Origin of the sequence: Flavobacterium calami (assembly GCF_038290035.1) — a bacterium.
Classification (GTDB): domain Bacteria; phylum Bacteroidota; class Bacteroidia; order Flavobacteriales; family Flavobacteriaceae; genus Flavobacterium; species Flavobacterium calami.
In genome coordinates, this window is the sequence record NZ_JBBYHS010000004.1 from 68,426 (window position 1) to 88,843 (window position 20,418).

A 20,418-nucleotide genomic window follows, 5' to 3' on the forward strand; every position below is an offset into this window, starting at 1 on the left:
GATAGCGGGATTAGCTCCTAAAAAATCTACTAATAAATAATAGAATACCACAAAATGAAAAAAATAATACTTACTGCTTTAATCGCTTTTGGTTTTAGCAATTTACATGCACAAGAAGAATCAAAAAATCCGTTTACGTTTTCAGGATATGTAGACGCTTATTACAGTTATGATTTCGGCAAACATGAAAATCATACTCGACCAAACTTTTTTTACAGTTATAATAAAAGCAACGAGGTAAATCTGAATTTGGGAATGGCAAAAGTGAATTATTCGAAAGAAAATATTCGGGGAAATTTTGCCTTAATGGCCGGAACTTATGCCGAGTATAATATGTCTGCCGAGCAGGGTTTGTTGAAAAATGTTTACGAGGCAAATGTTGGTGTAAAGATTTCGAAAAACCATAATTTATGGGTTGATGCGGGAATTATGCCTTCGCATATTGGTTTTGAAAGTGCGATTGGAAAAGACTGTCAGACTTTAACGAGAAGTATTTTGGCTGAGAATTCTCCTTATTATGAAACGGGAGTTAAAATTGGTTATACATCTGAATCTGGAAAATGGTATTTGGCGGGAATGTACTTGAATGGCTGGCAGAGAATTGAGAAAGTAGAAGGCAATCAAACGCCTGCTTTTGGAACTCAGGTTACTTACAAACCTTCTGATCGGGTTGCTTTGAATTGGAGTACATATGTTGGAAATGAACAGCCGGATATTGACAAAAAATGGCGTTATTTCAACAACTTTTACGGACAATTTAAAGTGGCCGAAAAAGTAAATCTAACGGCTGGTTTTGATATTGGTTCTCAGCAATCGGCTAAAAATAGTAACAAATACGATACTTGGTTTTCGCCCGTTTTGATTCTGCAATACAAACCAGTTGACAAAATTCAGCTTGCAGTACGCGGTGAATATTATAGTGATGAAAAGGGTGTAATTATCGCAACTGGAACGCCAAACGGTTTTAAAACTTACGGATTTTCAGCTAACTTTGATTACTTAGTTACTGATAATATTATGTTTAGAATTGAAGCCAGAAATCTTTCCAGTAAAGACGAAATCTTCACCAATAAAGACAATCTTCCAACGGATACGAATACGTTTGTAACGACTTCGCTGGCGATTTCATTTTAAACATTAATTTTTTTACCATTAAGAGATTAAGAAAATTAAGTTTTAGTACCAGATTTTAATCTAGAATACAGAACATTAAGCTTAATGTTCTGTAGACAAAGAAAAGCTTAACTTCCTTAATCTCTTAATGGTTAAACCAAAAAACATGGAAAACGAAAATAACGCACAGCACTTTCTCGATTTAATTCAGAAATCACGAAAGGGGAAGTTTAAAATCTACATTGGAATGAGTGCCGGTGTGGGCAAAACTTTTCGTATGCTTCAGGAAGCGCATTCGTTATTAAAAAACGGAATTGATGTCAAAATAGGCTACATCGAAACGCATATGCGGAAAGAAACGCATGAATTATTAGCGGGTTTACCGATAATTCCGAGGCGGACGATTTTTTATAAAGGAAAAGAATTGGAAGAACTGGATGTTCAGGCAATTATCAATCTTCGTCCGGAAGTGGTTATTGTTGATGAACTGGCGCACACGAACGTTGAAGGAAGTAAAAATGAAAAACGCTGGCAGGATGTTTTAGAGATTCTGGAAGCTGGGATTAATGTGATTTCGGCTGTCAATATTCAGCATATTGAAAGTTTAAATGAAGACGTAAAACGCATTACAAACATTGATGTTCAGGAACGTATCCCGGATAATGTTTTGCGATTGGCGGATGAAGTTGTGAATATCGACTTAACATCTGAAGATTTGATTGCGCGTTTAAAAGAAGGAAAAATTTATACTCCGGATAAAATTCAGACGGCTTTAACGAACTTTTTTAAATCGGAACAGATTTTACAACTTCGAGAATTGGCTTTGAAAGAAGTAGCGAGTCAGGTCGTTCGAAAAGTTGAAAATGAAGTTCCGAATCTTCATGCTTTACGACATGAAAAGCTTTTGGCCTGCATTAGCAGTAATGATAAAACGGCTAAAATTGTGATTAGAAAAGCGGCGCGACTGGCCAGTTATTATAATGGATCGTGGTATGTTTTGTATGTGGAAACGCCGCAGGAAAGCAGTACAAAAATTGCTTTGGACAAACAACGGCATTTAATTAATAACTTTAAACTCGCCGTACAATTAGGCGCAGAAGTTGTTAAACTGGAAAACAGTAATATTGCCGATGCGATTTTGGCAACTGTTGAAGAAAAACAAATCACAACGGTCTGCATCGGGAAACCGCATTTGAATTTATTTAAAGTAATTTTGTCTACAACAATTTTCAGACGTCTGTTAAACAAACTGTCTTTATCAAATGTCGATCTTGTTATCCTGTCGTAATTTTTCTAACCATTAAGACATTAAGAAAATAAAGGCTATGCTTAATTTTCTATTTGTAAGTTTCATTAAGTTCAAAGCTTAATTTCCTTAATATCTTAATGGTTCAAATAAAAAAAACTTGTTTTTAAATAAACATTATGAGAATTAAAACCAAATTGAATCTCGGAGTTGGATTGTTATTTTTAATGATTATCATACTTTCGTTAGTGAGTGGCTATTCTGTTTTTTTGATAAAAGCGGATACAGAGAATATTCTAAAAGCGAATTATAATACGCTGGAATATTCGCGAAATATGATTTTGTCCTTGGATGAAATTAAAGCGAGCCCTGATAGCAAGATTCATGTTTTCAAGGAATATCTTGAAAAACAAACACAAAATATTACCGAACCCGGAGAAAAAGAAGCAACCGAAAACCTTGAAAAAAGTTTTACGCTTTTAGAACAAAATGGAGCAAACGAAGCCATAAAAGCACAAATAAGACAAGACATTTTTGCGATTATGAAACTCAATCTGAATGCCATAAAACAGAAAAGCGATATTGCCAAACATACCGCCGAAAATGCTAATTTATGGATTGCCATTGTGGGAAGTTTATGCTTCTTGATTGCTTTTAATTTACTCGTCAATCTTCCAAATAATATTGCCAATCCGATTAAAGAATTAACGCTGAGTATAAAGGAAATTGCGAATAAAAACTATTCAGAACGTGTTCATTTTACGAGTCATAGCGAATTTGGAGATTTGGCCAAATCGTTTAATACAATGGCGCAGAAACTTCAGGAATATAATGATAGTAATTTGTACAAACTCTTTTTCGAAAAGAAACGACTGGAAACTTTAATCAATAACATGAACGACCCGATTATTGGTTTAGATCACGAAGGAATTGTTTTGTTTGCCAATGATGAAGCGTTGAAAATTATTGGTTTGAAACTGGAAGATGTTATCGGAAAATCGGCTTCTACTCTAGCCTTGTCGAATGATTTAATTCGTTCTTTGATTTTGAAAGAAGAATCAGATTCTACTAAAAAACAACCGCTTAAAATTTATGCGCACGGAAAAGAAAGTTATTTCGAAAAAGAAATCCTGAATATTACCATAATTCCAACAGGAGAAGAAAAAGAAATCAATATTGGTGATGTGATTATTCTGAGAAATATTACGCTTTTTAAAGAACTGGATTTTGCCAAAACCAATTTTATTGCAACAGTCTCACATGAATTAAAAACACCAATTGCATCTATAAAACTAAGTCTGCAATTGCTTGAAAATGCCAAAACGGGCGATATGAATGATGACCAAAAACAATTGGTTGAAAGTATAAAAGAGGACAGTCAGCGCTTATTGAAAATCACGGGTGAATTACTTAATTTATCACAATTAGAAACCGGAAATATTCAGCTGAATATCGAAAAAAGCAATCCGCATGCGATTGTAAATTATGCTGTTGAAGCGGTAAAAGTTCAGGCAGATCAAAAACAAATCAATATTTTAGTTGATGCCGATGAAAACCTGCAAGACGTAAAAGCCGACAGCGAAAAAACAGGCTGGGTTTTGATTAATTATTTGTCAAATGCCATTCGGTATTCTTCTGAAAAAAGTACTATTCACATCAAATTAAAAAAAGAAAACAACCAAATCGTATTTCAGGTTATTGATATCGGAAAAGGAATTGACACAAGATATAAAGACAGGGTTTTTGATAAATATTTTCAGGTTCCGGGAAGTCAGAAATCCGGAACGGGATTGGGATTAGCGATTAGTAAAGAATTTATTGAAGCTCAAAATGGCAGTGTTGGCGTAGAAAGTAATTTGGGATTGGGGAGTACGTTTTGGTTTACGTTGAAAGTTTAACTTAAACAAAAAAAATGCCCTGCTAAAAGCAAGGCATTTCATATTCATTTATTCTGAAGTTTATTCTTTTGGTTTTGTCAAATAATAAACTGGAATTCCAATCAGCATAATCAAAATTCCCCAGCCGCAAGTGGCAAATTTTGTGATTAGCAGTGAAACACTAATTGCCGATGCCAATACAATGTACAATAATGGTAAAAACGGATAACCAAATGCTTTATAAGGTCTTTCTGCATCAGGCATTTTTTTACGTAATATAAAAATTCCGTAAATCGTCAAAATGTAAAATATCAAAACGATAATAATTACAAAGTCTAACAAAGCACCATATTTTCCGGTAAGACACAAAACTGAAGCCCAGATACACTGTGCCCATAAAGCCCAGGAAGGAACGCTAAACTCATTAAGGATCGCTGCTTTTTTAAAAAACAATCCGTCTTTTGCCATCGTATAATACACTCTTGCACCCGCCATAATCAGTCCGTTGTTACAGGCAAAAGTCGAAATCATAATCATGATAGCAATAACCAAAGTTCCGATATCACCAAAAATATACTGAGAAGCCACTACCGCTACCCTGTCTGATTTTGCTGTAGCAATTTCATTCATTGGAATTACCGCCAGATACATTAAATTTGTCAGCACATAAATAATCGTAACTATAAAAGTCCCTAAGAATAAACTGAAACCCACATTGCGTTTTGGATTTTTAATTTCACCTGCTATAAAAGTTACTCCCACCCAGGCATCGCTTGAAAATAACGATCCAACCATTGCGGCAGAAATACCCGTTATTAAAGCTGTTCCACTAATCGGAAGCCAGGATTCTTTTTCCGTATTGTACGAATAGGTGGTCCATGCGTCAGCCCAATTCGCATCCCAGACAGAAGCTTTAGCCGCAAGAGTTAATCCAAAAACGATTAAACCAAGCAATGACAAAATTTTGATGATTGTTAAAACCGTCTGAAGAACCTTCCCGTTTTTTACGCCACGACTATTTATATAGGTTAAAAAAACAATTGTTATAATCGATACAATCTGAGCGGCATTGAGTTTAAAAAAACCTAATTCAAATATGATATTCTCATCACTCAAAGGTTCGTAAAGATATGCTGCAAATTTTGAAAAAGCCACCCCTACGGCCGCAATTGTACCGGTTTGAATTACCGCAAAAAAACTCCAGCCATACAAAAAAGCAATTAATTTGTTGTAAGCTTCCTTCAGATACACATATTGTCCTCCTGCCTTCGGAAACATTGCACTCAGCTCACCATAACTTACAGCAGCAATAATGGTTATAAGTCCTGAAATAAGCCATATCAGAGTCAGCCATCCTGCTGATCCTACCTGTCTGGCGATATCGGCACTCACGATAAATATTCCGGAACCAATCATAGAACCTACCACAAGCATGGTTCCGTCTAATAATCCGAGTTCTCTCTTAAAATTTTCCTGGTTGTTTTCCTGCATTATTTTTGGTTTTTTGGGTTGGTTAAAGATATACTTTTTTCTGAAATTTCATATTTTAGAATACAGATTTAAGATTGTGATTTTTTGGGACGTACCCCTGCGGGTCGGGCTATCCACTTTATCTTTTATGGTGAACCCCACCATAAAAGGATGCCGCTCCTATCCCTTACGCAAATCCCGGTTCATAAGACCAAACATACTAAAACAACCTTAGCAATCTGATTCCTGAAATTTTTCACCAAACACATTACATTAAACAAAAACAACTGTTCTTAGACTAATTATTTAGTTTAAATTTCTCATTGAAAAAGTAAAAAAAATTCAAAACAGCACAAAAAATAAAATACAAAACACTGATTTAAAATACATTATTAAAAACTTTTAAAGATGAACAAGAAAAATATTTTTCATACTAAAAAACATTATTTTTTTATTAAATTTGATTAAGAGGCAAATTAATCTTACAATTTATATATTTTCTTTAACAATTGTTTACACGTGCTTTTGAAGCTTTATTCGTTCGAAACAACACAACTTTATATTAAGACAAAACATTTATACATCAACCTGCTAATATTTGTAATATGAATAAAGTTCAATCTTTAAAAAAGCTGGGTTTGGCAAATGTTTTCGTTCCTATATTAATAGTCTTCGTTTCATGTGCTTTATTAATTTTTATTAATTTTTTTACGATTAAAATATTATCGGCCAACAGAGCTTATATCAATGGAGAATCCCATTATTCTAAAGGCCAGAAAGATGCTTCCCGTCATCTTATAACCTATCTTTACGACAAAGACCCTCATCAATGGAAATTATACAAAGAAGAACTCAAAGTTCCTCAAGGCGATGGTATTGCACGAAAAAGTCTTTTAAAACACGGCGACAATGAAGTTGCCAGAAAGGGTTTTTTAACCGGACGCAACCATGAAGATGATCTGGATGATGTTATCTGGTTATTTGTAAACTTCAAAGAAGTTTCATTCTTTGCCAAAGCAATCAACGAATGGGAACAGGGCGATAATTTAATCGATGAACTTTATGCAACAGGAACACAGGTTCACAATAAAATTAAAAACAATATACTAACAACTGCTGATCAGAAAAAATTCCTTCGACAAATCAGTGATATTAGCGACAAACTCACCATAAATGAACGCAATTTCTCAAATACCCTAAGCGCAGGAACACGAAAAATTAAAGGACTGCTTATTATTACAAACATCGTTTTTATACTGATAATTATTTTGAGCGTTTTTTCATATTATTCGATAATGGTAAAACGTCTGACCATTTCGAAAAAAGAAATCGAAGCTAAAAATGAAAACCTAATGCTGGTTAACCATGAATTAGATCGTTTTGTTTACAGTGCCTCCCACGATTTAAGATCTCCAATTACCTCCTTAAAAGGACTGATAGAAATAACACAATTAGAAGATGATATCGAACAAATAAAAGAGTATTTGCATTTAATGCACAAAAGCCTTGTCAAACAAGATCAGTTTATTATTGATATTATTGACTATTCGAAAAATAAGAGAAAACAAATCGTTACAGAACCTGTAAGCCTAAAGGAAATATTAGATGACACAATTTCGCAGTTAATGCATATTGAAAATGCTGATAAAATAACTTTCAAACAAGAATTATCCGTTGATCAAATTGAGAGTGATGGTTTACGCATAAAAATTATTATGAGTAATTTACTTTCTAATGCTATAAAATATTCTGACAATAGAAAACCGGAAATGTTTATCACTATTAAAACCTATGTTCAGAATGGGTTTAATACAATAGAAGTATCTGATAACGGGCTCGGAATCAAAGATGACAATATAGCCCATATTTTTGAAATGTATTTTGGAACAAACCGAAACAAAGGATCCGGATTAGGGCTTTATATCGTAAAAGAAGCCGTAGAAAACATCAAAGGAAATATTTCTGTGTCTTCAGAAATTAATATCGGAAGCAAATTTATCGTAACAATACCAAGATCTTATGCAACCTAAAGCAGATTTTTTGTTAATTGAAGACAACCTGATTGATCAGATTGTTGCCCAACAACTGTTGAGAAAAGTTCTTAATATTGAACAGGTTAGTATCACTAATAATGGTCTGGAAGGCTTAAACTGGATTATCCAGAATAAAAAACAAAACCACAAACTAATTATTTTATTAGACATACAAATGCCAATAATGAACGGTTTTGAATTTTTGAACGAATTTGAAAAACTAAATGAAGAAATCAAAAAAGAAATTCAAATTTATGCAATCTCTTCAACTTTAAATCCTGAAGAAATCAAAAGAATCAAGCAAAACAAAAATGTTGTTGATTTTTTAAATAAACCTTTACCTGCCGAAGAGTTAAAAAAACAACTTATTTCCAGTTCTTTATTCTAAAACACGATTGACCTGTGAAAAAGACCTTTGATAATAGGGTTCTTTTGTAGATGATATAATGACCCCGCTGTGAGTTGAAGAATGCACAAACTTAATTTCGCCATCTACAACTTCTACCACCATTCCAACATGGTTTATCTGTCGCCTTCCATTGGTTCTAAAGAAAATCAGATCTCCCCTCTGTGCTTCATCAGTGTTGACTTTCGTTCCAATCCGGGATTGCTCAATCGAACTTCTTGGCAATTTAATATCAAAATTACCAAAAGTAGAATACATTAATCCGGAACAGTCAAAACCAGCTTTCGTAGTACCTCCTGAACGATAACGGGTTCCTATATTTCCTGTCGCATTCAAAATTAGCTGATTAATTAAATCCGAGTTATTACTTACTCTTATTACTGATGTTGAATCTTTTTTAACAGACGGGTCATCTGCTACCTGAACAGACTCATTATTTGTTTCTTTTATTTCCTGACTTGCTTTTAAAGCTTGTAAAGCCTCTGCCTTTTCTTTTGAAGTAAGGATTTTTAAAGTATATCCTATTGGCAGTTTTTTTCTGATTTCGGGATTCTGTTTTTCGAGTTCAGCAACCGTTATCCCGAACTCTTTTGCAATAGCATATTTTGTTTCTTTTGGCATTACCTCTCTGGAGACTTCAACCAATTCTGCCTGGGTATTTTCAATCGGTTTTTGCAATTCTTGATTGCCATTTCCCGGAATAACAATCTGTTGTCCTATTTTCAGACCTTCATTTTCCAGCAAAGGATTTGCCTTTTTTAAATCTTCAACTGAGACTTTATATTTTTGTGATATACCCCAAAGTGTTTCTTTGGCTAAAACCTCATGCAAACCAGAAGTCGTTTCTGCAACAGATTCATTAGTTTTGACTCCTTCAGGCTGATTTTTTGCAGGAATCAATAAAACCGAATTTAATTTTAAAATTTTAGGCGCATTAGGATTTGCGTTTTCAATGTCTTTTGTTTTTACACCATATTTTTTGGCTATTGCAGTGAGATTGTCCCCTTTTGAGATAACATGTTTGATATATTTATCCTGAGAAAAAACACTTGCACTAAAAAACAAAAATATGACAACATACCTAAAAAGCATTATTGGGGAATTTAAATTCTACACTCTTTCTTATGTTTTTACAACTCAAAAAAGAAAATAATATTACTAAAAAGGCGAATTTAACTTTTTAAAGTAAAAAAAACACGCTTTTTAGTAACAAATTTATTCCGAAATAGAAAAAACATAACGTTTCAAAAGCTAACTTAAAGTTTTAGTGTGAGTTATGTTTTTATCTCGATATTATATTTTTTTTGTCCTAAACGTAATTTTGAAAACCAGATTCTTAGCCCGGATGGAAGCGGCATCCTTTTGTCCAGATAGTTATCGGGACAAAAGATATAGCGGACAGCCGGATTAGCTACAAATAAAAACGCCCTGTGTATGACAGAGCGTTTTGAATAAATTTTGAGTTTTTGAAATTAAGCTTTTCCGGCAGCAATTAAATTTAATGCCGACCCCGCAACAAACCAGCCAATCTGACCTTCATTATATGTATGATTTGCCAAAATAACATCTTTTGTACCGTTTGCGTGAACGAACTCCAATGTTAATGGTTTTCCTGGAGCAAATTCAGTTAAGTCTAAGAAATTGATTGTGTCATCTTCCTGAATTTTATCGTAATCTGCTTCGTTGGCAAAAGTCAATCCTAAAAGACCTTGTTTTTTAAGATTGGTTTCGTGAATACGGGCGAAAGATTTTACCAATACCGCTTTGACTCCCAAGAAACGTGGTTCCATAGCAGCATGCTCACGAGAAGAACCTTCTCCATAATTATGATCTCCAACTACAATTGATGGAACTCCGGCAGCTTTGTAGGCACGTGCTACTGCAGGAACAGCATCGTAATTTCCTGTCAATTGATTTTTTACCGAGTTGGTTTTTTGGTTGAATGCATTTACGGCACCAATCAGCATATTATTAGAAATATTATCTAAGTGTCCGCGAAAACGCAACCATGGTCCAGCCATAGAAATGTGGTCTGTAGTACATTTTCCGAATGCTTTGATTAACAATTTAGCACCAGTAATATTCTTGCCATCCCATGCCTCAAAAGGAGCTAACAATTGTAAACGCTCCGAAGTAGGACTAACAACTACCTGAACCCCTGAACCGTCTTCGGCAGGAGCCTGAAATCCGGGATCTTCGGCATAGAAACCTTTTTCAGGCAATTCATCTCCTGTTGGCTCATCGAGCATTACTTCTTCACCGTCTTCGTTGATTAATTTATCTGTTAAAGGATTAAAGCTTAAATCACCTGCAATAGCCAAAGCAGTCACTAATTCCGGAGAACCAACGAAAGCCAAAGTGTTTGGATTACCATCTGCACGTTTTGAGAAGTTACGATTGAATGAGTGAACGATAGTATTTCTTTCTTCTTTCTCAGCTCCTTCCCTGTCCCACATACCGATACATGGTCCACACGCATTGGCAAAAACTGTTGCCCCAATTTTATTAAAAGTATCAATAAATCCGTCTCTTTCGATTGTAGAACGAACGACTTCAGATCCCGGAGTGATCGTAAATTCTGCTTTTGTTTTTAGATTTTTCTCCGCAACTTGTTTAGCTAAAGAAGCAGCTCGTGATATATCCTCATAAGAAGAGTTGGTGCACGAACCAATTAAACCTACCTGAATTTGCAATGGCCAATTGTTTTTGATGGCCTCTTCTTTCATTTTAGAAATTGGAGTTGCTAAGTCAGGAGTAAAAGGACCATTTAAATGTGGCTCCAGTTCAGATAAATTAATTTCGATAACCTGATCAAAATATTTTTCCGGATCAGCATATACTTCCGGATCTCCTGTAAGGTAAGAAGCTATTTTATCAGCAGCATCAGCTACCTCTGCTCTGTTTGTAGAACGCAGGTAACGGCTCATTGAATCATCATACCCAAAAGTTGAAGTTGTCGCTCCAATTTCGGCTCCCATGTTACAAATCGTTCCTTTACCCGTACAAGACATTGCTGTTGCGCCTTCACCAAAGTATTCTACGATTGCTCCGGTTCCTCCTTTTACAGTCAGAATACCGGCAACTTTTAGGATAACGTCTTTAGGAGCTGTCCAGCCTGATAATTTACCTGTTAATTTAACTCCGATTAATTTTGGAAATTTAAGTTCCCAAGCCATACCAGACATAACGTCTACAGCATCTGCACCACCAACACCAATCGCTACCATCCCTAAACCTCCTGCATTTACAGTGTGAGAATCCGTACCAATCATCATTCCGCCCGGAAAAGCATAATTTTCAAGTACAACCTGATGAATAATTCCTGCTCCCGGTTTCCAGAAACCAATTCCGTATTTATTAGAAACTGACGACAAGAAATCGAAAACTTCATTACTTTGTGTTTTTGCTCTTGCCAAATCAGTAGCAGCATCTACTTTTGCCTGAATCAGGTGATCACAGTGAACCGTTGTTGGAACAGCGACTGTTTTCTTTCCGGCGTGCATAAATTGCAGCAATGCCATTTGCGCCGTTGCATCCTGACAGGCAACACGATCAGGTGCAAAGTCAACATAATCAACTCCTCTTCCAAACGCCTTAGTAGGATTTCCGTCCCAAAGGTGATTGTATAAAATTTTCTCTGTTAAAGTAAGTGGACGACCAACAATCTGACGTGCTGCATCAACACGGCCGGGCATGTTGTCATACACTTTTTTAATCATTTCTATATCAAAAGCCATAGTTATATATTAATTATATTAGTGTAAATCAGCTTAAATTTAAGGATTTTATTATGGTTTATGCTAAAATAATTGTTAATACTATTATTTAAAACTATTCTATTTTTCTTAAAAGTCAGTAAATTGAAAATCAATCTGATATAATTATTTAACCTTTACAATAACCTATTGCAATTGCACCTTCTACCTTAAAAATCTGATTTAGCAAATCATGCAACGGTAATCCAGCAGAAATAGCAGCTTTAACCCGCAGCGAGGAACGAATGAATACTACATCTGAATAGCACAATGCTTAGCGGCTCAAAATATAATAAAAAGAGGCAACCTATTACTAGATTGCCTCGCTTAGAAATTATGAAGTTCCTACTATTATAATTTAGTAGAGATTGGTTTGAATTTTGTTAAGTTAATACCTTCAACCGAAGCTTTATACTCTTCGATAGATGGCATTCTTCCTAAAATTGCAGAAAGTACAACTACTGGCGTTGATGCTAATAAAGATTCTCCTTTTTTACCATCTCTATCCTCTACTACACGTCCTTGGAACAAACGAGTTGAAGTAGCTAATACAGTATCTCCTTTTTCAGCTTTTTCCTGGTTACCCATACATAAGTTACAACCAGGACGCTCTAAATACATAATGTTTTCGTATTCAGTACGTGCTGTTGATTTAGGTAACGCATCTGAGAATTCGAAACCTGAATATTTTTGTAACATTTCCCAATCACCTTCAGCTTTTAATTCGTCGATGATGTTATACGTAGGAGCTGCAACTACTAAAGGTGCGTTGAATTTAACTTCCCCATTTTGTTTTTCAACGTTACGTAACATTTGAGAAACAATTTTTAAATCGTCTTTATGAACCATGCAAGAACCTACGAAACCTAAATCTACTTTTTTATCTGTTCCATAGAAAGATAATTCGCGAATGGTATCGTGTGTATAACGTTTAGAAACATCAACATTGTTAACGTCTGGGTCAGCAATCATTGGTTCCTCGATTAAACCTAAATCGATAACAACTTCAGCATAATATTTTGCATTATCGTCTGGAGTCAAAGCTGGTTTAGCACCTGTTTTAATTTCCTCGATACGTTTGTTTGCTTTATCAATTAAACCTTGTAAAACTTGGTTTTTGTTATCCATACCTTTATCAATCATGATTTGGATACGAGACTTAGCAATTTCTAACGATTCAATTAATGTTGCGTCCTGAGAAATACAGATAGAAGCTTTCGCTTTCATTTCTGCAGTCCAGTCTGTAAATGTAAACGCCTGGTCAGCTAATAAAGTTCCGATATGAACCTCAATAATACGACCTTGGAAAACGTTCTCACCATCAAATTGCTTCAACATTTGAGATTGCGTCGCATGAACTACATCACGGAAATCCATGTGTTGTTTCATCTCACCTTTAAAAGTAACTTTTACAGATTCTGGAATTGGCATAGAAGCCTCACCTGTTGCTAAAGCTAAAGCTACAGTTCCTGAATCGGCACCGAAAGCAACCCCTTTAGACATACGTGTATGCGAATCTCCACCGATAATAATTGCCCACTCATCAATTGTAATATCATTTAAAACTTTGTGAATAACGTCCGTCATTGAATGATATTCACCTTTAGGGTCTCTCGCTGTAATAACACCGAAATCATTCATGAACTTCATTAATTTAGGAATATTAGCTTGCGCTTTTTTGTCCCAAACTGAAGCTGTGTGACATCCTGATTGGTAAGCACCATCAACAATTGGAGAAATAACTGTAGCTGCCATCGACTCTAATTCCTGAGCAGTCATCAAACCTGTAGTATCTTGAGAACCTACAATGTTAACTTTCACACGTACGTCTGATCCTGCATATAATGTTTTACCCGGAGTTACACCAACTGCATTTTTGTTGAATATTTTTTCAACAGCAGTTAATCCCTGACCTTCTATAGAAACTTCTTTAGCTGGTGCAAATACTGTTGGAGCAGTAACTCCTAAAGCTTGTGCAGCAAATGTTTGGATTTTTTTACCAAAAACGATGGCATAAGATCCACCCGCTTTGATAAACTCTAATTTTTGAGGAGTGAAAGATTTAGAAATATCTTTTAATTCTTTCTCACCGTTGTATAATTTTTTAGTTTTTGTATTGATTGTTAATACAGTTCCTGTAGCTACAGAATAAACCTCTTCTAAAACAGGATCACCAGCTTCATTACGAACTACGTTTCCTTCTGCATCTGTTTTCTTTACCCAGTTTTGTAAGTCGATACCGATACCACCCGTTACGTCTACAGTAGTTAAGAAGATAGGAGAGATTCCGTTAGTACCTGCTACAATTGGAGCTATGTTCACGAAAGGAATGTATGGAGATGCTTGCTTACCAGTCCATAAAGCTACGTTGTTTACACCTGACATACGAGAAGATCCAACTCCCATTGTTCCTTTTTCAGCGATTAACATAACAGAAGCATCTGGATGCTGTGCCTGCAATGCTTTAATTTCTGCCTGAGCTTCAGGAGTTATCATACATTTTCCATGTAATTCACGGTCAGAACGAGAGTGTGCCTGGTTACCCGGAGATAATAAATCAGTAGAAATATCACCTTCTGCAGCGATGTAAGTAACCACTTTAATTTCTTCGGCAACTTCTGGCAATTTTGTAAAAAATTCAGCTTTTGCGTAACTTTCTAAAATTTCTTTTGCAACTGTGTTACCAGCGCTGTAAGCTTCTGCTAAGCGAGCTGTATCAGCATCATATAAATAAACTTGAGTTTTTAAAACTTCAGCAGCCTGTTTTGCAATTGAAGCATCATTTCCTAAAGCCAAATCAAGCAATACTTCAATAGAAGGTCCGCCTTTCATATGTGACAAAAGCTCAAAAGCAAAAGCAGGTGTAATCTCTTTTACTAAAGATTGACCTAAAATAATTTCTTTTAAAAACTTTGCTTTTTCACCAGCAGCACTTGTAGTACCCGGTAAAGTATTGTAAATAAAAAACTTAAGAGAATCTTCGCGATATGCGTTATCAACATCTTTAATTTGAGCAATGATTTCGCTTAATAATTCAGCTCCATCAATTGGTTTAGGGTGTAATCCCTGATTTTTTCTTTCTTCAATTTCTTGAATGTAATCCTGATAAATATTCATAATAAAGCGGATTTATTTTTTGAGGCAAATTTAAGCATTAAAGCCGAGAATTTAAAAAAATATAATAGAAGTCGCCTTTTCAAAAAAAAATATTACCAAAAAACAATTTTAAACGCTTGATTTTGACAAAACATCAAAAAAATATTAAAAAAATAAATTATTGATATTTTAAAATCCTTTCTTTAACAAAGTCAAAATTTAATGTTACAAAAGGAAGTCGGATTTTACCTCTATTTCAACAAAGAATCTTTCCAAATAAGTATTTATAACGTTATAGTTAACAATAAAACAATTCCAAGTATAAGTAAAAATACGTAAAGTCTATTTTTTCAGCACAAGCCTTGAAAATGATTTTTTCTTCAATCTTTTTAATAATATTTAAGAAAAACAGAAACATGATTATCTAAACAAAAAAGCCGGTCATTTTAACGACCGGCTAACATAATATAATAAGCTGTTATTTTTACAATAGTTTCTGAACAATAACCTCTTCTGTTATCCCTTCGGCATCTGCTTTGTAGTTTTTAATAATCCTATGTCTTAAAATACCAGTTGCTACCGCCTGAACATCTTCAATATCTGGTGAAAACTTACCATTGAAAGCTGCGTGTGCTTTGGCTGCCAAAATTAAGTTTTGCGAAGCTCTTGGACCTGCTCCCCAATCTAGATAATTTTTGACAAAATCATTTGTCAATACATTATCCGGACGTGTTTTACTTACTAAAGTAACAGCGTATTCTATAACATTATCCGCCACAGGAATTCTACGAATTAAATGCTGAAACTCTATAATTTCCTCAGCAGTAAACAATGGATTAATTACTGTTTTCAAATCTGAAGTTGTTCTTTTTACAACTTGCACTTCTTCTTCAAAAGTTGGGTACTCTAATTTTATAGCAAACATAAAACGATCCAGCTGAGCTTCTGGCAGCGGATATGTTCCTTCCTGCTCAATTGGATTTTGAGTCGCTAAAACAAAATAAGGTAAATCTAATTTATAATGTTGCCCTGCAATAGTTACCGATCTTTCCTGCATTGCTTCTAACAAAGCGGCCTGTGTTTTTGGAGGCGTCCTATTGATCTCATCTGCTAAAATAATATTAGAGAAAATCGGTCCTTTGATAAATTTAAAGTTTCTGTTTTCATCCAGAATTTCACTTCCCAAAATATCCGAAGGCATCAAATCTGGTGTAAACTGAATTCTTTTAAAATCCAAACCTAAAGCCTGAGATAACGTGTTTATCATTAAAGTTTTTGCCAGTCCCGGAACACCGATTAAAAGTGCATGACCTCCTGAAAATATGCATAATAAAATTTGATCTACAACGGCATCCTGGCCTACAATTATCTTTGCTATTTCCTTTTTTAATTCATTTCTTTTTTGAACTAAATTATGAATTGCTGCTACGTCAGACATTTATGAATATATTTAAAATTAAAAAGAGTTAGTTCTATGATTTCATAAAACTAACTCTTTTTATTTATTTTATAAAAATTATTTTTTCAGCCAATTATTGGTAAAACTACAATCTCTGTATTCTCCAATAATTTTAACATATGTATCTTTAATTTTATCATCAAACCATTTTCCGATCGCATTAATTTGCTTTTCTTTTAAAGCCAGTTCTTTGATTTTAGTATAATCTTTAGCATAGTCTGCAACGTGCTCATCTATCCTGTTGGTCACAGTAATCAGTTTATATGTTTTTTTCCCTCTGTCATCCTGATCCAGAATTGGCTGAGAAACCTCATGATCTTTCAAATTTGAAACTTGACTAAACAATGCCGAATCCATTTTAGTCAGCTCAAAACGTGTGTCCTGAGTATTTGGATTAACTAAAGTACCTCCATTGGCTCTTGTCTCTTTTTGATCAGACTCTGTTCTTGCAGCATCAGCAAAAGAAATTTCATTACCAACTATTTTATTTCTAATATTTATGATTCTTTCTTTAGCTTCTTTTAAAGCGGTTTCAGAAACAGTAGGAGAGATCAAAATATGGCGTAATTCTACTTCCTGACCTTTAATCTTATCAACCATTATGATATGATAGCCATAAGTTGTTTCGAATGGTTCAGAAATTTCACCTTCTGCAAGACTAAAAGCTACATCTTTGAATTCTTTTACAAAAGGAGTTTTTCTTGTCATTTTATAATATCCTCCCGCAGAAGAAGATCCCGGATCCTGTGAATACAAAACTGCTTTTGTAGCAAAACTTGAACCTTCTAAGACATCTTTCCTTATAGAATTTAATCTATCAATTACTTTTTGTTTGTCTTCTTTTGACACCTTAGGCTCAACAACAATTTGAGCTACTTCCATTTCAGCACCAAAAGTAGGCAATTCATCTTTTGGTATTTTCTTAAAGAAATTACGTACTTCTTCCGGAGTGATTTCTACAGCGTCGACAATCTTTTTTTGCATTTCTGCAGACAATTTTTGCTCTTTCAATATATCGGCAAAATATGTTTTAAATTCTTCAACTGAACTTTTCTTATAAAATTCTACAATTTTATTAATATCACCCCCGGTTTGCCTCATCATATAAGTCAGCCTTTCATCCATCATACTTTTTACCTCGGCATCACTCACAATAATACTATCCTGAATTGCCTGGTGTGCATATAATTTATCTTCCAAAAGTTTACCCAGCATCTGGCATCTGGTAACGTCTTTTGTAGAACCACCCTGAGCAGTAATTTCGAGAAATCCTTTATCAATATCCGAATCTAAAACAATATAATCACCAACTGTAGCGATAATACCATCAACTTTTTGCTTATTAATTGAAGTCGCCTCTGCAGGTTTTTCTGCTACAACATCCTTAATAATTTCCTGAGCGAAAGTAATTGAGTGAAAAAAAAGTAAAAAACATATTGTTAGTACCAATTTGTAATCAATAGTTTTTAGCTGTAATTTTTTTAATAACATTATTTTAAATTTAATTTGAATGTAAGAATCCTGATTTGCGTTTCTTTCTTTTAACTGAAATCAATATTTTAAAAATAAAAAAACAGTATCCAGTTTTGACAACTTATAACGAACAAAAATAACAATTCAATTAGATAATACAACTATCAGCCATAGTATTAACAAAAAATTATACACCACCAAAAATGTTAGCTAGCATAAAAAGTTTTAAATAATTTCTTTGTCTGTCAAATATCAAAACCATTAATACTAAAGCAAAACAGAACGGTATTTATTTTTAAATCGTATTAAATAATAGTATTTTTGCAGCCTATTTATACAAAATATGAGCTTTTTAAAGGAAATACAACGCAGAAGAACCTTCGGAATTATCTCGCACCCCGATGCAGGTAAAACAACTTTAACAGAAAAATTATTGTTGTTTGGAGGAGCTATTCAGGAGGCTGGTGCCGTAAAGAACAACAAAATTAAAAAGGGAGCGACCAGTGACTTTATGGAAATCGAACGTCAAAGAGGGATTTCGGTTTCAACATCTGTACTTGCTTTTAATTATAAAGATAAAAAAATCAACATCCTTGATACTCCAGGACATAAGGATTTTGCAGAAGATACTTTTCGAACTTTAACCGCTGTTGACAGTGTTATTGTTGTAATTGACGTTGCAAAAGGGGTTGAGGAACAAACTGAAAAACTGGTTTCAGTTTGTAGAATGCGTAATATTCCGATGATTGTTTTTATCAACAAATTAGATCGTGAAGGTAAAGATGCTTTTGATCTAATGGATGAAGTAGAACAAAAATTAGGTTTAAAAGTAACTCCTTTAAGTTTCCCAATTGGAATGGGTTATGATTTTCAGGGAATTTACAATTTGTGGGAAGAAAACATTAACCTTTTCAGCGGAGACAGCCGTAAGAACATAGAAGAAACAATCGCTTTTTCTGATGTTCAGAACAATCCTGAATTAGATAAGATTGTAGGCGAAAAAGCAGCAAATAAACTTCGTGAAGAATTGGAGCTAATTGATGAAGTGTATCCAAAATTTGAACGTCAGGATTATTTAGACGGAAAAATTCAGCCGGTATTCTTTGGTTCTGCTTTGAACAATTTTGGTGTTCGTGAACTATTAGACTGTTTCATTACCATTGCTCCTTCTCCAAGACCAAAAGATTCTGAAACCCGAACAGTTGACCCTGCAGAAGAAAAAATGTCTGGCTTTGTGTTTAAAATCCATGCCAATATGGATCCAAAACACCGTGATCGTTTAGCATTTATCAAAATTGTTTCAGGAACTTTTGAAAGAAACAAACCTTATTACCACGTTCGTCAAAAGAAAAATTTAAAATTTTCTAGTCCAAATGCCTTTTTCGCAGAAAAAAAAGAAATCGTAGACATCTCTTATCCTGGTGACATTGTTGGTCTTCACGATACTGGAAACTTTAAAATTGGTGATACTTTGACTGAAGGAGAATTAATGAGTTTTAAAGGAATTCCAAGCTTCTCACCAGAGCATTTTAGATACATAAACAATGCTGATCCAATGAAAGCCAAACAGCTGGATAAAGGTATTGACCAATTAATGGATGAAGGTGTAGCGCAGTTATTTACCTTAGAGATGAATAACCGTAAAATCATCGGAACTGTTGGAGCGCTGCAATATGAAGTAATCCAATACCGTCTTGAACATGAATACGGTGCAAAATGTACTTACGAAAACTTCCCTGTCCATAAAGCTTGTTGGGTTAAACCAAATGATTCCAAAAGCGAAGAATTTAAGGAGTTCAAAAGAATTAAGCAAAAATTCCTTGCTCATGATAAATACGGTCAATTGGTGTTTTTAGCTGACTCTGATTTTACAATTCAGATGACTCAAAGTAAATACCCTAATGTAAAATTATTTTTTACCTCGGAATTTGAATAAAAAAATTAAAACACAAAAATCAAAAAGCGCCAATTTTACAATTGGCGCTTTTTTAATAGAATTAAATTAACCTTTATTTCAAAAATTAATTTTCTTATTTTATGTTGATTCAAAAGTATTGCAAAACAATAACCGATTAAAATATACTCGTTGAAAGTAAATAAAATCAGATTAAGTGCAAATTTTGTTATAAAAAAAGCTCCGCTAAACGGAGCCTTAAAAGTTATGCTTGTCCTGCCGGACCAAAATTAAGCGGAATTGGTGCTTGTTCAGTTTCTTTGATTTCACCATGAGCTGCTTCAAAGCGATGAATGTTTTCTCCAATTGCTCTCAATAATCTTTTAGCATGTTGTGGCGTCAAAACAATTCTTGATTTCACCTTGGCTTTAGGAGTACCCGGCATAATATTTACAAAATCTAAAACAAATTCAGATGAAGAATGGTTTATAATTGCAAGATTTGAATAAATTCCCTCTGCAATATTTTCATCTAATTCAATATTAATTTGCTCTTGTTGTTTCGGATTACTCATAATTAAATATTTTTAAAATTCC

13 protein-coding genes are annotated in these 20,418 nt (G+C 34.3%); 6 read left to right on the plus strand and 7 right to left on the minus strand.

The window, feature by feature from the left end; genetic code table 11:
* Positions 1-54 precede the first annotated feature (54 nt).
* The 3 genes from AAEO57_RS04570 to AAEO57_RS04580 all read left to right on the plus strand — a co-directional run bounded on the left by AAEO57_RS04570 (position 55) and on the right by AAEO57_RS04580 (position 4,257).
* Positions 55-1,134 (plus strand): porin, encoded by a 1,080-nt coding sequence (locus AAEO57_RS04570; RefSeq protein WP_341689953.1) that lies wholly within the window; start codon positions 55-57, stop codon positions 1,132-1,134.
* Positions 1,135-1,279: 145 nt separating this feature from the next.
* The gene (locus tag AAEO57_RS04575) at positions 1,280-2,401 is read left to right on the plus strand and encodes a sensor protein KdpD (protein WP_341689955.1); all 1,122 of its coding nucleotides are present in this window, start codon (positions 1,280-1,282) and stop codon (positions 2,399-2,401) included.
* A gap of 137 nt (positions 2,402-2,538) precedes the next feature.
* Complete coding sequence (locus AAEO57_RS04580; RefSeq protein WP_341689957.1) at positions 2,539-4,257, plus strand: ATP-binding protein; 1,719 nt, start codon at positions 2,539-2,541, stop codon at positions 4,255-4,257.
* Positions 4,258-4,317: 60 nt separating this feature from the next.
* Here the strand turns inward: AAEO57_RS04580 and AAEO57_RS04585 are convergent, their stop codons facing one another.
* Positions 4,318-5,727 (minus strand): APC family permease, encoded by a 1,410-nt coding sequence (locus AAEO57_RS04585; protein ID WP_341689959.1) that lies wholly within the window; start codon positions 5,725-5,727, stop codon positions 4,318-4,320.
* A gap of 584 nt (positions 5,728-6,311) precedes the next feature.
* On the opposite strand from AAEO57_RS04585, the gene AAEO57_RS04590 reads away from it, so the two are divergent.
* Both AAEO57_RS04590 and AAEO57_RS04595 read left to right on the plus strand, forming a co-directional pair.
* Positions 6,312-7,736, plus strand: a complete 1,425-nt coding sequence (locus tag AAEO57_RS04590; RefSeq protein WP_341689961.1) for a sensor histidine kinase — start codon at positions 6,312-6,314, stop codon at positions 7,734-7,736.
* Positions 7,726-8,127: a response regulator gene (locus tag AAEO57_RS04595; protein WP_341689963.1), complete on the plus strand. Its 402-nt coding sequence runs from the start codon at positions 7,726-7,728 to the stop codon at positions 8,125-8,127. Before AAEO57_RS04590 ends, AAEO57_RS04595 begins: the two co-directional genes overlap by 11 nt.
* Here AAEO57_RS04595 and AAEO57_RS04600 read toward each other — a convergent pair.
* From AAEO57_RS04600 to AAEO57_RS04620, 5 genes are all read right to left on the minus strand, one after another.
* Positions 8,119-9,237 carry a C40 family peptidase gene (locus AAEO57_RS04600; RefSeq protein WP_341689965.1) on the minus strand — a complete coding sequence of 373 codons (1,119 nt, stop codon included), beginning with the start codon at positions 9,235-9,237 and terminating at the stop codon, positions 8,119-8,121. The two genes, AAEO57_RS04595 and AAEO57_RS04600, sit on opposite strands and share 9 nt — an antisense overlap.
* Before the next feature lie 380 nt (positions 9,238-9,617).
* The gene (locus AAEO57_RS04605) at positions 9,618-11,882 is read right to left on the minus strand and encodes an aconitate hydratase (RefSeq protein ID WP_341689967.1); all 2,265 of its coding nucleotides are present in this window, start codon (positions 11,880-11,882) and stop codon (positions 9,618-9,620) included.
* A 369-nt stretch (positions 11,883-12,251) separates the two neighbouring features.
* Positions 12,252-15,017: a bifunctional aconitate hydratase 2/2-methylisocitrate dehydratase gene (locus AAEO57_RS04610; protein WP_341689969.1), complete on the minus strand. Its 2,766-nt coding sequence runs from the start codon at positions 15,015-15,017 to the stop codon at positions 12,252-12,254.
* Between the two features lie 463 nt (positions 15,018-15,480).
* Entirely contained in the window at positions 15,481-16,434 is a 954-nt protein-coding gene (locus tag AAEO57_RS04615) for an AAA family ATPase (protein ID WP_341689971.1), read from the minus strand.
* A 78-nt stretch (positions 16,435-16,512) separates the two neighbouring features.
* The gene (locus AAEO57_RS04620) at positions 16,513-17,946 is read right to left on the minus strand and encodes a peptidylprolyl isomerase (RefSeq protein WP_341689973.1); all 1,434 of its coding nucleotides are present in this window, start codon (positions 17,944-17,946) and stop codon (positions 16,513-16,515) included.
* Between the two features lie 325 nt (positions 17,947-18,271).
* Between AAEO57_RS04620 and AAEO57_RS04625 the strand changes: the two genes are divergently transcribed.
* Positions 18,272-19,864, plus strand: coding sequence for a peptide chain release factor 3 (locus tag AAEO57_RS04625; protein ID WP_341689975.1), 1,593 nt, complete (start codon positions 18,272-18,274; stop codon positions 19,862-19,864).
* Between the two features lie 223 nt (positions 19,865-20,087).
* Here the strand turns inward: AAEO57_RS04625 and AAEO57_RS04630 are convergent, their stop codons facing one another.
* Positions 20,088-20,396 carry a DUF3467 domain-containing protein gene (locus tag AAEO57_RS04630; protein WP_163410592.1) on the minus strand — a complete coding sequence of 103 codons (309 nt, stop codon included), beginning with the start codon at positions 20,394-20,396 and terminating at the stop codon, positions 20,088-20,090.
* Between the last annotated feature and the right edge of the window lie 22 nt (positions 20,397-20,418).